11 protein-coding genes are annotated in these 14558 nt (G+C 63.6%); 4 read left to right on the top strand and 7 right to left on the bottom strand.

All coding sequences use genetic code 11. From position 1 onward, the window contains the following. Window positions 1–11: 11 nt before the first annotated feature. The 7 genes from AC07R0_RS17225 to AC07R0_RS17195 all read right to left on the bottom strand — a co-directional run bounded on the left by AC07R0_RS17225 (window position 12) and on the right by AC07R0_RS17195 (window position 11412). Complete coding sequence (locus AC07R0_RS17225; RefSeq protein ID WP_495105753.1) at window positions 12–764, bottom strand: class I SAM-dependent methyltransferase; 753 nt, start codon at window positions 762–764, stop codon at window positions 12–14. Further along, complete coding sequence (locus AC07R0_RS17220; protein ID WP_495105752.1) at window positions 761–1666, bottom strand: NAD-dependent epimerase/dehydratase family protein; 906 nt, start codon at window positions 1664–1666, stop codon at window positions 761–763. The genes AC07R0_RS17225 and AC07R0_RS17220 overlap by 4 nt, the downstream gene beginning before the upstream one ends. After that, entirely contained in the window at window positions 1663–2892 is a 1230-nt protein-coding gene (locus AC07R0_RS17215; RefSeq protein ID WP_495105751.1) for a methyltransferase domain-containing protein, read from the bottom strand. Before AC07R0_RS17215 ends, AC07R0_RS17220 begins: the two co-directional genes overlap by 4 nt. Continuing rightward, complete coding sequence (locus AC07R0_RS17210) at window positions 2889–3449, bottom strand: dTDP-4-dehydrorhamnose 3,5-epimerase family protein (protein WP_495105750.1); 561 nt, start codon at window positions 3447–3449, stop codon at window positions 2889–2891. The genes AC07R0_RS17215 and AC07R0_RS17210 overlap by 4 nt, the downstream gene beginning before the upstream one ends. 84 nt (window positions 3450–3533) lie before the next feature. After that, window positions 3534–4589, bottom strand: a complete 1056-nt coding sequence (gene rfbG, locus AC07R0_RS17205) for a CDP-glucose 4,6-dehydratase (protein WP_495105749.1) — start codon at window positions 4587–4589, stop codon at window positions 3534–3536. Further along, window positions 4589–5359, bottom strand: coding sequence for a glucose-1-phosphate cytidylyltransferase (gene rfbF / locus AC07R0_RS17200; protein WP_495105748.1), 771 nt, complete (start codon window positions 5357–5359; stop codon window positions 4589–4591). The genes rfbG and rfbF overlap by 1 nt, the downstream gene beginning before the upstream one ends. Beyond that, window positions 5356–11412, bottom strand: coding sequence for a tetratricopeptide repeat protein (locus tag AC07R0_RS17195; RefSeq protein ID WP_495105747.1), 6057 nt, complete (start codon window positions 11410–11412; stop codon window positions 5356–5358). Before AC07R0_RS17195 ends, rfbF begins: the two co-directional genes overlap by 4 nt. 215 nt (window positions 11413–11627) lie before the next feature. On the opposite strand from AC07R0_RS17195, the gene motA reads away from it, so the two are divergent. From motA to AC07R0_RS17175, 4 genes are read left to right on the top strand one after another with little or no spacing between them, the layout of a single operon-like run. After that, window positions 11628–12488, top strand: coding sequence for a flagellar motor stator protein MotA (motA, locus tag AC07R0_RS17190; protein ID WP_495098488.1), 861 nt, complete (start codon window positions 11628–11630; stop codon window positions 12486–12488). A 17-nt stretch (window positions 12489–12505) separates the two neighbouring features. Next, window positions 12506–13468 carry a flagellar motor protein MotB gene (gene motB / locus AC07R0_RS17185; RefSeq protein ID WP_495098489.1) on the top strand — a complete coding sequence of 321 codons (963 nt, stop codon included), beginning with the start codon at window positions 12506–12508 and terminating at the stop codon, window positions 13466–13468. A gap of 60 nt (window positions 13469–13528) precedes the next feature. After that, window positions 13529–13927 (top strand): chemotaxis response regulator CheY, encoded by a 399-nt coding sequence (gene cheY, locus AC07R0_RS17180; RefSeq protein WP_495098490.1) that lies wholly within the window; start codon window positions 13529–13531, stop codon window positions 13925–13927. Continuing rightward, window positions 13924–14556: a protein phosphatase CheZ gene (locus tag AC07R0_RS17175; RefSeq protein ID WP_495098491.1), complete on the top strand. Its 633-nt coding sequence runs from the start codon at window positions 13924–13926 to the stop codon at window positions 14554–14556. The genes cheY and AC07R0_RS17175 overlap by 4 nt, the downstream gene beginning before the upstream one ends. Window positions 14557–14558: the final 2 nt, after the last annotated feature.

The raw sequence follows: 14558 nt of genomic DNA, 5'->3' as shown, positions 1-14558 counted from the left end.
GGCGTATGTAATTAGCGTTTGATGACCAGGCCCTGGCCGGTGGGCAGCTCCATCACCTGGTAGCCGCGCTGGGCCAGCCAGGCGTCTTCGGCCAGCTTCTGGTCGCGGTAGACGGCCCAGCCGTAGTCGTCCAGCACCAGCAGGGCGCCGGGCACCATGCGGTCGAACAGAACCTCCAGCGCACCCACCTCGGCCGCCGCGTTGTTCATGTCCAGGTGCATGAAGGCAATTTTCTCGGGCGCCACCTGGTGCAGCACCTCGGGCACTGCGCCCTGGGTGACCACCACGTTGTGCATGTCGGCAAACCGGTCTACCACCGCCTGGTAGAGCTGGTTGCCGTGGTCGGGCATGGCGTGATGGGCCATGCCAGGGGCATGTTCGAACAGGTCGTACAGGTAGTAGCGCTTGTCGCAGCGGGCGAAGTCCACCGTATCGCAGACCACGCGCACGCTGGTACCTTTGTAACAACCACCCTCCACGAAGTCGCCCTCCAGCTTCAGGCCGTTGCGCACGCCCCACAGCAGGATGGAGGTGCGCCACAGGATGGCCCGCTCCACGTCTTCATGGACGTTCTTCTCGACGGAACGCATGAAGGCCTCATCGTCCAGAAAACTCAGGTTCCGGTTGAAGGTGAACAGGTTGTCGCCGGTGTAGATGCCCACCTGCACGTCCAGGTTATTCACACTGTGCTGGATGCCGCGCAGAAACTCGGGCTTGTTGGCGGCGCCCCAGAACATGCCGGTGAGATGGTTTTTGTCGGTCATGGCGTCACCTTGGTCGTTGTAGGCACAGGCACCACCATGGCAGCCAGGCCTTGCTCCAGCGTCAGTTGGGGCCGCCAGCCGGTGGCGCGCAGGCGGGTGCTGTCGCCCACCAGCATGGGCGGGTCGCCGGGGCGGGCCGTGGCCAGGGCCAGCACGGGGGCTGGGTCGGCGCCGCACAGGCGTGCCAGGATGGTCACCACATCGCCAATGCGGTTGGGCTCGCCGGAGCAGATATTGAAGTTGCCGTTGCAGCCCTGCAGCAAGACCGTGGCCAGGGCTGCAGCCGCATCCGGCACCGGCAGCATGCCCCGGTAGGCCGCCACGTTCACACCAAACGGTGGGGCTTCACCACGGAAAACCCGCACCAGCGAAGGCAGCATGCGCTGAGGCGCCTCGCCCGGCCCGAACGGGAAAAATATATGGCCCCAGGCCATGGACACGCCTCGGCCCGCGCACAGGGCAGCAGCCATGCGCCGGGTGGCGTCCTTGGCCACGCCGTACAGGGTGGCGGGGGCGTAAGGCGACACGTCTTCGCGCAGATAGCCTGCGGCCCAGTCGTATTCGGCGCAGCTGCCGGCTATTGCCACATGCTGGCCGCCGGCATCGCAAAAGGCCTGCAGCAGGCGCAGCGTGGCGTCGGCCCAGCGGAAGTTGAGCGGAGATGTCCAGTACTTGCCGTATTCGGTGGTCCAGGCCAGGTGCATCAAATGGCTGGCACCGACGGCCTGCACGGCTTCGGCCAGGTTCGCGCCGTCCAGCAGATCGCAGTGCACCAGAGGTACATCTTCAAACCCGGCTGGCAGGCTGCGCCCCAGCACGGCCACCTCCCAGCCTTGCGCGCGCAGGTGGGCCAGCACATAGCGGCCCAGGTAGCCACTGGCGCCGGTGAGCAGTACCTTCACGGCCACACGACCAGCCCCGGCACGGCGGTAACGAAGCGGCCACCCCAGTCGCGGATATAGGCCAGCTGCTCCATCACCTCGGCCTGCAGGTTCCACGGCAGGATGAGCACATAGCGCGGCTGCTGGGTGCGCAAATAGGCTTCGTCCACGATGGGGATGCGGCTGCCCGGCATGTACTTGCCCTGCTTGGCGGGCGCCCGGTCCACCACATAGGGCAGCAGGTGCGGGCGCACGCCGGCAAAGTTCAGCAGGGTATTGCCCTTGGCCGCCGCACCGTAGGCGGCAACACTGTGGCCCGCATGTGCGCCGCTCACCAAAAATGAGAGCAGCTCACGCGCTATCCGCCTGCTCTGGGCGCCAAATTGGCTATAGAAATCAGGGGTGCGCATGCCGGCCGCTTCCTCGCCCAGCAGCACCTGCTGCACGGCGGGCGTAAGTGGCTGGGTGCCAGTGTCCGTGCGCTGGGCGAACACGCGCAGGCTGCCGCCATGGGTGGGCAGCTCTTGCACGTCGAACACCTGCAGGCCGTTGGCGGCAAAGATGCGCTGCACGGCGGTGAGCGACAAATAGGAATAGTGCTCGTGGTAGGCCGTGTCGAACTGGCACTGCTGCACCATCTGCTGCACGTGTGGGAACTCGAAGGTCGCCACGCCCTGGGGCTTGAGCAGCAGGGCGAAGCCGGCCACGAAGTCGTTGATGTCGGGCACATGGGCCAGCACATTGTTGGCGGCGGTCAGGTCGGCCTGCTGGCCCTGGGCCACCAGCTCCTGCGCCAGTGCCACGCCAAAGAAGCGCTCCACCACCGCAATGCCCTTGGCCTTGGCGGCGGCCGCCGTGCTGGCCGTGGGCTCGATGCCGTAGCAGGGCACGCCGGCGGCCTGCACATACTGCAGCAGATAGCCGTCGTTGGAGGCCACCTCGACCACCCGGCTCTGCGCGCCGAATGCGAAGCGCTGCTGCATCTCGGCCACATAGGCCTGGGCATGGGCCAGCCAGGAGCTGGAGATGCTGCTGAAGTAGGCGTAGTCGGCGGTGAACAGGGCCTCGCGCCCGGCGTGGTCCTCGGTTTGCACCAGCCAGCAGTGCTGGCAAACCAGCACGCGCAGGGGGTACCAGACCTCGGGCGCGTTCAGCGTGGTGTCGGTCAGGTAGGCGTTGCTGGGCGGGGCGCTGCCCAGGTCCAGAAAAGGCAGGCTCAGCAAGGCCCCACAGTGGCGGCATTTCACAAACGGACTCCTTCAAAATCATCGCCCAGCGCAGGGTGGCTGGCGTCGCGGGCAGACAGGCCGCGCACAGGCAACGGCCAGGCAATGCCCAGGCGCGGGTCCTGCGGGTGCAAGCCGGCTTCACTTTGCGGCGCGTAGGCCTGGGAATGGCAGTACAGCATTTCCACATCGGCCTCCAGCGCCTGGAAGCCGTGGGCAAAGCCGGGCGGTATCAGCAGTGCGCGCTGGTTGTCGGCCGACAGGGGCTCGGCATGCCAGCGCAGATAGGTGGGCGAATCGGGCCGCAGGTCCACCGCCACGTCCCACACAGCGCCGCGTATGCAGCTGACCAGCTTCATCTCGGCATGCGGCGGGTGCTGGAAGTGCAGGCCGCGCACGGTGCCGGGCTCGGCAGTCTGGGTGTGGTTGATCTGGGCAATGGGGCCAACCCAGCCGGCCGCGGCCAGCTCGTCGGCACAGAACAGGCGCGACAGAAAGCCCCGGGCGTCGCCCAGGCGCTGGCGCTGCACCACCCACAGGCCGACCAGCGGGGTGGGCTGCAATTCAAAGCGGCTCATGGTTGCGCCACTTTCTTTGAATAAAAAGTGCCTCCGGCGCAGGAAATACCTGCGCAAGCAGCTATCAATAGCAGAGCAAAAAAATTACAGCGGGCCATAGGCCTCCATCTGGCCACGGCAGAGCTGGGCCATGTCTTCACCGGCGCGCCAGGCGCGGTGCCAGGCCACGGTGTGCTCCAGCGCCTGGTCCAGGCTCCAGCGCGGCTGCCAGTCCAGCTGGGCGCGGGCGCGGGTGATGTCCAGGCGCAGCAGGCCTGCCTCGTGGGGATGGTCGCCGCCGTCGGGCATATCCACGCGGGCGCCCTGCCCCCACAGGCTGGCCAGACGTTGGGCCAACTGGCCCACACTGGCGTCGCCACGCGCGTCGGGGCCGAAATTCCAGGCGCTGGCGGCCTGCGGCGCGCGGGCCAGCAGATGCTCGGCCAAGCGGACGTAACCAGACAAGGGCTCCAGCACATGCTGCCAGGGGCGCACCGCGCCGGGATAGCGCAGCTGCACCGGCTGGCCGGCGGCAAAGGCCTGCAGGCAGTCGGGCACCAGGCGGTCCGCCGCCCAGTCGCCGCCGCCGATCACATTGCCCGCGCGCGCCGTGGCGATCTGCGCCGCATCGGCGCCATGGAAAAAGCTGGCGCGGTAGCTAGCGGCAACGATCTCGGCCGCGCCCTTGCTGGCGCTGTAGGGGTCGTGGCCGCCCAAGGCATCGGCTTCGCGGTAGGGGTAGACCCATTCGCGGTTGTCGTAGACCTTGTCGGTGGTCACCACCACCACGGCGCGCACGCTGGGTACCTGGCGCACGGCCTCCAGCAGATGGGCCGTGCCCATCACATTGGTAGCAAAAGTGCCCAAGGGGTCGGCATAGCTGGCGCGCACCAGGGGCTGGGCCGCCAGGTGAAACACCACCGTGGGCTGGGCCGCGGCCAGGGCCGCCTGCAGCGCCACCCGATCAGCCAGGTCGGCCCGGGTGTCGCTGACCAAGACATCGGCCACGCGCGCCACCTCGAACAGGCTGGGCCTGGTATTCGGGTCCAGCGCATAGCCATGGACCTTGGCGCCCATGGCGTGCAAGGCCAGGGTCAACCAGCCGCCCTTGAAACCGGTGTGACCTGTGAGGAATACCGGGGTGCCTTGCCAGACCGCCATTACCAACGCTTCCAAGGGGCTTTACCAGAGGACCAAAGCTCCTCCAGCAGATTCTTTTCACGCAGCGTATCCATGGGCTGCCAGAAGCCTGTGTGCTCGTAGGCGCGCAACTGGCCTTCCTGGGCCAGCCCCGCCAGCGGCTCGGCCTCCCAGCTGGTACTGTCGCCGGCGATGCGGTCCAGCACCAGGGGCGAGAGCACGAAGAAGCCGCCGTTGATCAGCCCCCCGTCGCCGCGCGGTTTTTCGGTGAAACCCTGCACCACGTCGCCCTCCATGCGCAGCGCGCCGTAGCGGCCCGGGGGCTGCACAGCGGTGACCGTAGCCAGCTTGCCGTGCTGCTGGTGGAAGGCAATACTGGCGCTGATGTCCACGTCAGACACGCCGTCGCCATAGGTGAAGCAGAAGGCGGGCTCGTTTTTCACGTAGTCGGCCACGCGCTTGAGGCGGCCGCCGGTCATGGAGTCGTCGCCCGTGTCCACCAGAGTGACCTTCCAGGGCTCGGCGTGCTTGTGGTGCACTTCCATGCGGTTCTGCGCCATGTCGAAGGTCACATCGGACATATGCAGAAAGTAGTTGGCGAAGTATTCCTTGATGATGTAGCCCTTGTAGCCACAGCAGATCACGAAGTCGTTCACGCCGTGGGCGGAATACATCTTCAGGATGTGCCAGAGGATGGGCTTGCCACCGATCTCGATCATGGGCTTGGGACGGAGGTGGGTTTCCTCGGAAATCCGGGTACCCAGGCCGCCGGCCAATATCACTGCTTTCATATGTCTCTCCTCTCCCAGCGCTGGAACATCTGAGCATAGGCCTGCTCCACGTTGCGCGCAAAGCCCACCTCGTCCATCAGCCGGCTATCCCGCATCTGCTGGCGTAGCGTGGCACGCTGGTGCGCCAAAGCCGGCAGGTCTGCCGCCAGGGCCACCACTTTGTCCACGTACTCGTCTTCGCTCTGGGCAATCCATTCCGGGTGGCCTACGCCCTCAAGAATAGCGCTGCCGATGCGGCCCACGCTGGGGCGGCCCGCCAGGGTCACAAACGGTAATCCCATGTACAGGGTCTCGAACAGCGTCGTACCCGAGTTGTGCGGAAAACAGTCTAGCCCGATGTCGATGCCACGCAGCACGTCCCACGGAGGGCTGTGGTAGCCAATGTGCAGGCGCTCTGGCTCTATGCCGTGGGCGGTGAATTTGTCGACCGCCGCCTGCTGGACGCTGGCGTCGGTAAAGGAGCTGCTGTCGATGACGATATGGGCCGTAGGCAAGCGCTGCAAGATGGCGGACCAGACACGGATGGTGCGGTGGTTGATACGTACGCCCCGAGTCAGGGTGCCCAGGGTGATGTAGCCGCGAGTCAGCGCAGGCAGAGGGCTGGGCTCGCCGGTGGTGGTGGCCGGGCGGTAGGCGGTGTAGCTGCCGGGCAGGCGCCAGGGTTGCTCAGAAAACAGGTGTTCGCAGCCTTCTGGCGCGCTGGCCTTGTCGGTCAGGTAGTAGTCGATGGCTTTCAGGCCGGTGGTGTAGCCGTAGCCCATCCAGCTCATGGAGACAGGAGCCGGTTTGCGGGCAAATACCCCCAGACGGTTGCCTGCGGTATGGCCAGCCAGCTCCACCAGAATGTCGATGCCGTCGGCACGGATACGCGCAGCCAAGGCTGCATCGCTCATGCCTCTGGTGGGCACCCAGTGCTCTACATAGCGCTTGTAGCGCTGGGTGGCACCGTCTTCCTGGGTGAGTTCGGCGTAGGCGTACACGTCCACCACGCTGGGGTCGTGGTGTGCCAGCAGGGGCTCCATGAAGAAGGTGCAGGCGTGGTTCTTGAAGTCGGGCGAGACGTAGCCGACCTTCAGGCGACGGCCGGCCGCCGGTGGGTTGCTGTGGGCAGGCCACTCACTGCGGTGCGGTGCACCATACCGTCGCTCGAAGTCCGCATAGACCTCGTAGATGGCCTCGGCACTCTTGTCGGCGTCGTAGTTCAGCGCGAACAACATGCTGGAATACACCGGGGCGGCGTAGTCGCACAGCTCCAGGGCACGGTAAAAGCTGGTGATGGATTCCGCCAAACGCCCCTGCATGAGCAGCGTGACGGCGTAGTTGGACCAGGTCGGCATGAAGCCCGGGTCCAGCGCGATGCCCTTGGCCAGGTATTCCTCCGACTCGGTCAGGCGCCGCTGCTCCTTGAGGCTGGCGCCCAGGTTGCACAGCACCGCCACTGCATCGGGCTTGATCTCCAGGGCACTGCGGTAATCGGCCTCGGCCTGGCTTTGCAAGCCCAGCTCGCCCAGGAAGTTGCCACGGTGGAAATAGCTTTCGTAGTCGCCCTCTTTGACCTTCACGGCACCACGTATGCAGGCCTCGGCCTCGGCGCCCCTGCCCTGGCGCTGCAACGCGCGGCTCAGGTGCAGCGATATCTGCACGTCGTCCGGTGTCCAGCGCAACAGGCTGCGCCAGACCGACTCGGCCTCGACAAAATTGCCGGCGTCCTGCAGCAAGGTGCCCAAAATCTGGTGGGCGGAAACGAAGTCTGGCTTCAGGCGCAGGGCCTCGCGGTAGCAAGGTATCGCCTCGACCCGGCGCCCCTGGCCGCACAGAGTGTTGCCCAGGTTGTGCTGGGCTTCGGCGTCGTCCGGCTGCAAGGCGATGACCTGGCGGTAGTAGTGCTCCGCCTGCTCCATCAGCCCTTGCTGCTCGTAGGTCCGCGCCAGGTTGAACAAGGCCTCGGTGTCGTCCGGCAACAGTTGGACGGCACGCCGTTTGGCCTGCAGCGCCTCTTCCAGTCGCTCCTGTTTTTGCAGCAAAGAACCCAGCAGCTTCCAGCTGTAGCCATGTCTTGGATAGCGGACCACCAGGGCGCGGGCAGCCTGGGCGCCCTCTTCCCATTGGCCCGCATTGAAGCTGCGTACCAGTGCGTCCATGGCTTCCACAGGCGGCGTGGCCTCTACCGTGCCCGGCGCCACATCGGCCAGCCAGCGCGCGAACATCTGCGCATAGGCCTGCTCGACCTGACGGGTGAAGCCGGCCTCGTCCATCAAGGGGCTGGCCTGCATCTCCGCACGCAATGTGGCACGCAAGCGGGCCAGGGCCGGCAGGTCGGAGGCCAGGGCCACAACCTTGTCCACATACGCATCTTCGCTCTGGGCGATCCACTCCGGCCGGCCCAGGCCCTGCAGGATGGCGCTGCCGATGCGGCCCACGCTGGGCCGGTCGGCCAACGTGACGTAGGGCAGGCCCATGTACAGGGTTTCAAACAGCGTGGTGCCGGAGTTGTGCGGAAAGCAGTCTAGTCCGATGTCGATGCCGCGCAGCACGTCCCAGGGCGGGCTGTTGTAGCCGATGTGCAGGCGCTCGCGGTCAATGCCATGGGCGATGAACTTCTGCACAGCAGCCTCTTGCACCGGACCGTCGCCAAACGAGCGGCTGTCGATCACGATATGGGCCGTGGGCAGGCGCTGCAGGATGCGCGCCCAGACGCGGATAGTGCGGTGGTTGACGCGCACGCCCCGGGTCAGCGTGCCCAGGGTAACGTAGCCGCGCTCCAGCGCCGGCAGAGCATTCACCTCGCCCATGCCGGTACCAGGACGGTAGGCGGCGTAGCAGCCCGGCAGACGCCAGGGCTCCTCGGAGAACAAATGCTCGCTACCCACGGGCACGCTGGCCGCATCGGTCAGGTAGTAGTCGATGGCGCGCAGGCCGGTGGTGTAGCCGTAGCCCATCCAACTCAGGGAGATGGGAGCGGGTTTGCGGGCAAACACACCCAGGCGGTTGCCCACGGTGTGGCCAGCCAGATCGACCAGGATGTCGATGCCATCGGCACGGATGCGCTCGGCCAGGGCCTGGTCCGACAGATGGCGGGTCAGCACCCAGTGGTCTACATAGCTCTGGTAGCGCTGGCTGACTTCGTCCTCTCGCCCCAGGTCGGCATAGGCCCACACCTCCACCTGCGCAGGGTCATGGTGGGCCAGCAGCGGCTCCATGAAGAAGGTGCAGGAATGGTTGCGGAAGTCAGGCGACACATAGCCCACCTTGAGGCGGCGCCCGGGCGTGCGGTTGTTGGTGTGCGGTAACCAGGTGGCACGCTGCGGTGCGCCAAAGCGGCGCTCATAGTCCTGGTAGCTCTCGTACACCTGCTCGGCCGTATGGCCGGCGTGGTAGTTCAGCGTGAACAGCAGGTTGTCGAAAATCGATTTGTGCTCGGGCGTCAGCGCCAGTGCAGAACGGAAGTTGGCCTCGGACTCCTCCAGCCGACCCATCTTTTGGTAGGTGATGGCCAGATTGTTGAAGGCTTCGGCGTAGGCTGGTTTGAGCTGCAAAGCACGCTTCAGCGCAATCTCCGCCTGCGAGTAATGCTCTAAATCTTGTAGCGAATGGCCTAGGTTGCAGGCAGCCTCGGCGTCCTGCGGCAGCAGCTTGGCGGCCTGGCGTTTGGCATCCAGGGCCTCCACCGCGCGCCCCGAAGCCTGCAACAGCGCGCCCAGGGCCTTCCAGCCAAAGCCGTGCTGCGGGTAGTTGTGCACCATGGTCTGCGCGGCCTTGACGCCGGCATCGAAGTCGCGGGACTCGAAGAACGAGGTCAGCAGCTTCATGTCGTCCATGCTGGGATGCGCACCCAGCGCCTTGCGGCTCTGCTTCTTGCTGGTCTTGGGCGCCGCCTCCCATTGGGCGAACATGGCCTGGTACGCAGCTTCTACGTCCCGCGCAAAGCCCACTTCGTCCATCAGCCGGCTATCCCGCATCTGCTGGCGTAGCGTGGCACGCTGATGCGCCAAAGTCGGCAGGTTCGCCGCCAGGGCCACCACTTTGTCCACGTACTCATCTTCCGTCCGGGCGATCCATTCCGGGTGGCCTACGCCCTCAAGAATGGCGCTGCCAATGCGGCCCACGCTGGGGCGGCCCGCCAGGGTGACAAACGGCAGGCCCATGTACAGGGTTTCAAACAGGGTGGTACCCGAGTTGTGCGGGAAGCAGTCCAGCCCGATGTCGATGCCGCGCAGCACGTCCCACGGCGGGCTGTTGAATCCGATATGCAACCGCTCCGCGGCAATGCCATGGGCGGTGAATTTATCCACCGCCGCTTGCTGGACGCTGGCATCTTTGAAGGAGCTACTGTCAATAACGATATGTGCCGTGGGCAAGCGCTGCAGTATGGCAGCCCAGACACGGATAGTGCGGTGGTTGATGCGCACGCCCCGGGTCAGGGTGCCCAGGGTGATGTAGCCACGTGTCAACGCTGGCAGAGGGCTGGGCTCACCGGTGGTGGTCGCCGGGCGGTAGGCGGTGTAGCTACCGGGCAGGCGCCAGGGTTGCTCGGAAAACAGGTGTTCGCAGCCCTCTGGCGCGCTGGCCTTGTCAGTGAGGTAGTAGTCGATGGCCTTCAGGCCGGTGGTGTAGCCGTAGCCCATCCAGCTCATGGATACCGGGGCCGGTTTGCGGGCGAACACACCCAGGCGGTTGCCGGCTGTGTGGCCGGCCAGGTCCACCAGAATGTCAATGCCATCCGCACGAATACGCGCCGCCAAGGCCGCATCGCTCATGCCACGCGTGGGAACCCAGTGCTCAACGTAGCCCTTGTAGCGCTGGGTGGCGCCGTCCTCCTGGGTAAGCTCCGCATAGGCATAGACATCGACCACGCGGGCATCATGGTGGGCCAGCAGGGGCTCCATAAAGAAGGTGCAGGCGTGGTTCTTGAAGTCGGGCGAAACATAGCCGACCTTCAAGCGCCGACCTGTGGCCGGTGGATTGCTGTGGGCTTGCCACTCACTGCGGTGTGGCGCTGCAAAGCGCCTCTCGAAGTCCGCATAGATCTCGTAGATCGCCTCCGCACTCTTGTCCGGATGGTAGTTGGCGACGAACAGCAGGTTGTCAAACGCGACACGGTGGTCGGGCTTGGAGGCCAGCGCGTGCTGCAGGGCGTCTATGGCCTCGTCCACCTGTCCGTGGGCATTGAAAATGCCGCTCAGGTTGTTATAGGCCTCGGCAAAGTCGGGCTGCAAGGCAATTGCCCGCTCAAAGCAGGCATGCGCATCATGGATCTGGCCGTTCGCGTTGAAGGCCAGGCCCAGGTTGTTGAAAGCCTCGGCGTAATCTGGTTTGACCGCCACAGTGGCGCGAAACACGGCGATGGACTCGGGAATCTGCCCCAACTCGAAATGCGCGCGGCCCAGGTTGCAAAGACCCTCGGCATCATTCGGCAGCAGTTGCACAGCCCGTTTCTTGACCTCCAGGGCCTCTTCCTTTTTGCCTTGCGGCTGCAGCATGGCTCCCAGCGCCTTCCAGGCAAAACCGCTTTCCGGGCAGCGCTCCACCAAGGCCCGGGCATAAGCCTCACCCTGTACATAGCTTTTCTGCTGGAAGTAGACCACCAGGGCTTTTTGCTCTGCCGGGGTGGGCTCCAGCGCCACATGCGGCTTCACGACCTCGTCTGCCGCCGGTACGGGCAGGCGCTCGGACAACGCATTGAACATCGCACGCGACAGGCCCTGGGCTTGCGCCAAAGGCAAGACCTGCCGCGCCATATCGAAATACTGGCAGCGGATCAGCCCATCGATATAGCTGAACCAGAACTGTGTGCTGGTGGCATCTACATTCAGCGCTGCCTCGAAATACGGCAAGGCCTCCAGGGGCCGCAGCAGCTGTATGGCCAGCAGCACCCCCAGATTGTGGTTGGCATCGGGGTTGAGAGGCTCATCCTGCAGCACGGCGCGGTAAGCCGCTTCGGCCTGCGCATACTCCATCCGGCGATGCGCATCCATGGCCTGCGCCAGCAAGCCCTCGGCCACGGAATCGTCCGTGCGCGGCAGGCTTGCGGTATCGGTGGTCGCGAGAGTCATGGTCGTGCCGCCCTGGGGCACAGGGCCTATGGGATATTCGTACCCTGGAAGAATAACCAGCACCGAGCGAATGCAAAGGCCGATTTGACGTCGTTTTGCGCCCCTTCTTCCCGTGCAAACATCTTTAAATCCGATACATTTACACACAGGGTCAAACCGCTGGCACCGGCACTATCGGCCCAGCCTATCGCCACAACGCTTGCCAACATCCAAACATGATTGTCCTCATCGGCTACGCCGTCTCCATGGGTTGCATTTTCGGCGTGTACGTCTTCCACGGTGGCAATATCAGCGTAATCCTGCATGCCCTGCCGTTTGAGTTGATCACCATTTTTGGTGGCGCACTGGGCGCCTTCGCAGTCAACAACCAACCCAAAGTGCTCAAGGCCACCATCGCCTTACTGCCCCAGGCACTCAAAGGGTCCAAGTACACCAAGACCCGCTACATGGAGCTGCTGTCCCTGCTCTACGACATCCTGCAAAAAGCACGCAAGGAAGGGCTGATGGCCATTGAAGGCGACGTGGAATCCCCCCACGAGTCTGAGCTTTTCAAGAAATATCCGACGGTCGGCAGCGACCACCATGTCGTGGAGTTCATGACGGACTATTTGCGCATGATGGTGTCAGGCAATCTGAATGCCCATGAAATCGAGTCGCTGATGGACAGCGAAATCGATACCCACCACGCAGAAGCCCATGCCCCCGTCGCTGCCATTGCGCGCTTGGCTGGCGCATTGCCCGCCTTCGGGATCGTGGCCGCCGTGCTGGGGGTGGTGAACACCATGGGCTCGGTGGGCCAGCCACCGGCTGTATTGGGTGGGATGATCGCGTCCGCCCTGGTCGGAACCTTTCTGGGGATTCTGCTGGCCTACGGGGTGGTAGAGCCCTTGGGCGGCCTGCTGGAGCAAAAATCCGAAGACAGCGCCAAAGAATTGCAGTGCATGAAAACCACGCTGCTGGCCAGTATGCAGGGCTACAACCCCGCCACAGCCATCGAATTTGGCCGCAAAGTGCTGTTCTCCCCTGACAGACCCAGCTTTTCCGAGCTGGAAAACCATGTGCGCGGCAAGAAATAACCTGAGCAAAGACCGGCATGGCGACTGAGGGCAAAAAACTTCAACCGATCATCGTCAAGAAGATCAAAAAAGGCGGCCACGCTGTGCACGGCGGCGCCTGGAAGATTGCTTACGCCGACTTTGTAACCGCCATGATGGCGTTCTTCCTGCTGATGTGGCTGCTGGGCTCCACCACAGAGGGCGACAAAAAAGGGTTGTCAGACTACTTCACGTCCCCCCTCAAGGTAGCCATGCAGGGTGGTAGCGGCGCCGGTGCCAGCAACAGCCTTCTACCCGGCGGAGGTGCGGACTTAACCAAAACAGTAGGACAAGCTGCACGCGGCTCAGGCGACGACCCGAAGAAAAAGAAGATGGACGAAACAGCCGCCAAGGCCGAAGCCGCCAAACAGGACGCCAAACGCATGTCCACGTTGCGCGCCAAGATTGACGCCCTGATTTCCAGCAACCCCAAACTATCCGAATACCGCTCACAGATTCGCCTGGAAAGCACACCTGACGGCCTACAGATCCAGATCGTGGACGAACAGAATCGCCCCATGTTCGACAGCGGCAGCGCCCTGGTCAAACCCTATATGCGAGAAATCCTTCGGGAAATTGGCTCCGCACTGAATGGCGTAGAAAACCGCATCAGCCTGGCCGGCCACACTGACAGCACCCCTTATGGCAACGGCGAACGCGGTTACAGCAATTGGGAGCTTTCCGCCGACCGCGCCAACGCATCCCGCCGCGAACTGGTGGCGGCTGGCATGCCCGACGAAAAAATGGCCCGCGTCGTAGGACTAGCTGCCAGCAGCCTTATCGATACAAAAAACCCGTTAGCCCCCATTAACCGCAGAATCAGTATTACGATCATGACCCGCGAGGCCGAAGAAAGACTGATGGGCAATGCGACAATAGACGCAGACGTAACAAGTGCAACGCCGAAGGTTACAGACATGACATCCACTCCAGAGCCCTCGCAAGGCGTGCAGAAACCATGAAAATGCCGAGAATTGCAACCATGCGACTTTTTTTAAAACCCCACCTAGAAAGGGTCACCCGTGGCAACTGACCTGCGTTTTCTTATTGTTGATGACTTCTCCACCATGCGCCGCATCGTGCGAAACCTGCTGAAGGAGAGCGGCTACGCTGACGCGGAGGAGGCTGAAGACGGCCTCGCCGCCCTGCAAAAACTGCGCAGCGGTATCCACTTCGATTTCGTGGTGAGCGATATCAATATGCCCAACATGAATGGCTTCGAGCTCCTGGCATCCATCAAAGGCGACGAGAAGCTCAAGCACCTTCCCGTCCTGATGGTGACCGCCGAAGCACGCAAGGAAGACATCGTGGCCGCGGCCCAAGGTGGCGCGGCGGGCTATATCGTAAAACCGTTCACCAAAGCCACCCTTGAGGAAAAGCTCACGCACATCCTCAAGAAGAATGGGTTGATCCCAGCATGACAGCGCACGAGCCCCCATCTACTGGCGGCGGAGCCATGCAGCCCGAAGTGCACCAGAAGATCGGTCAACTGACACGCCAATTGCACGACTCACTCAATGAGCTCGGCTACACGGACAAACTGAAGGACAGCGTCGAGGAACTGCCCGACGCCCAAAGTCGGCTGACCTATATCGCCCGCCTGACCGGTGAAGCGGCGGAAAAAGTACTGAGCCGGGTTGATCTGGCAAAGATTCAGCATGACTTCATCGCAGCCGAAACCAGCCGTATGGGCGCTCTGATTGTGAAAGACCCGGTTGCCGCAGTAGCCACTGGCGCGGTCTACAACTTTGTAGCCGACGTAGACAAGGCCAGCAAAGAAATCGACAGCCACCTGACCGAAATCATGATGGCCCAAGACTTTCATGATCTGACCGGCCAGGTGATCGCCCGGGTTGTCAATTTGACCGCAGTGATTGAAAAGCAGTTGATCGAATTGCTGATTCAAACCGCCCCCAGCCATGCTGCACCAGTCATCACACCCAAAGCACCCGAGAAACTGCAAGGCCCGGTGGTGGACCCCGAAGCACGCACCGACGTGGTGACAGACCAATCCCAGGTCGACGACCTGTTGGCCAGCCTGGGCTTCTAAAG

The sequence above is a fragment of the Rhodoferax sp. GW821-FHT07F03 genome (assembly GCF_059418745.1).
Note: the sequence above shows the minus strand (reverse complement) of the source record. Positions and strands in the feature narration are given on the sequence as shown.

What these genes read in the sequence shown, in the direction of transcription:
- rfbG (WP_495105749.1), bottom strand. Translation starts at nt 4,589, where the DNA reads ATGGCGGTCTGGCAAGGCACCCCGGTATTCCTCACAGGTCACACCGGT.
- motB (WP_495098489.1), top strand. Translation starts at nt 12,506, where the DNA reads ATGGCGACTGAGGGCAAAAAACTTCAACCGATCATCGTCAAGAAGATC.
- motA (WP_495098488.1), top strand. Translation starts at nt 11,628, where the DNA reads ATGATTGTCCTCATCGGCTACGCCGTCTCCATGGGTTGCATTTTCGGC.
- AC07R0_RS17175 (WP_495098491.1), top strand. Translation starts at nt 13,924, where the DNA reads ATGACAGCGCACGAGCCCCCATCTACTGGCGGCGGAGCCATGCAGCCC.
- AC07R0_RS17225 (WP_495105753.1), bottom strand. Translation starts at nt 764, where the DNA reads ATGACCGACAAAAACCATCTCACCGGCATGTTCTGGGGCGCCGCCAAC.
- rfbF (WP_495105748.1), bottom strand. Translation starts at nt 5,359, where the DNA reads ATGAAAGCAGTGATATTGGCCGGCGGCCTGGGTACCCGGATTTCCGAG.
- AC07R0_RS17195 (WP_495105747.1), bottom strand. Translation starts at nt 11,412, where the DNA reads ATGACTCTCGCGACCACCGATACCGCAAGCCTGCCGCGCACGGACGAT.
- AC07R0_RS17210 (WP_495105750.1), bottom strand. Translation starts at nt 3,449, where the DNA reads ATGAGCCGCTTTGAATTGCAGCCCACCCCGCTGGTCGGCCTGTGGGTG.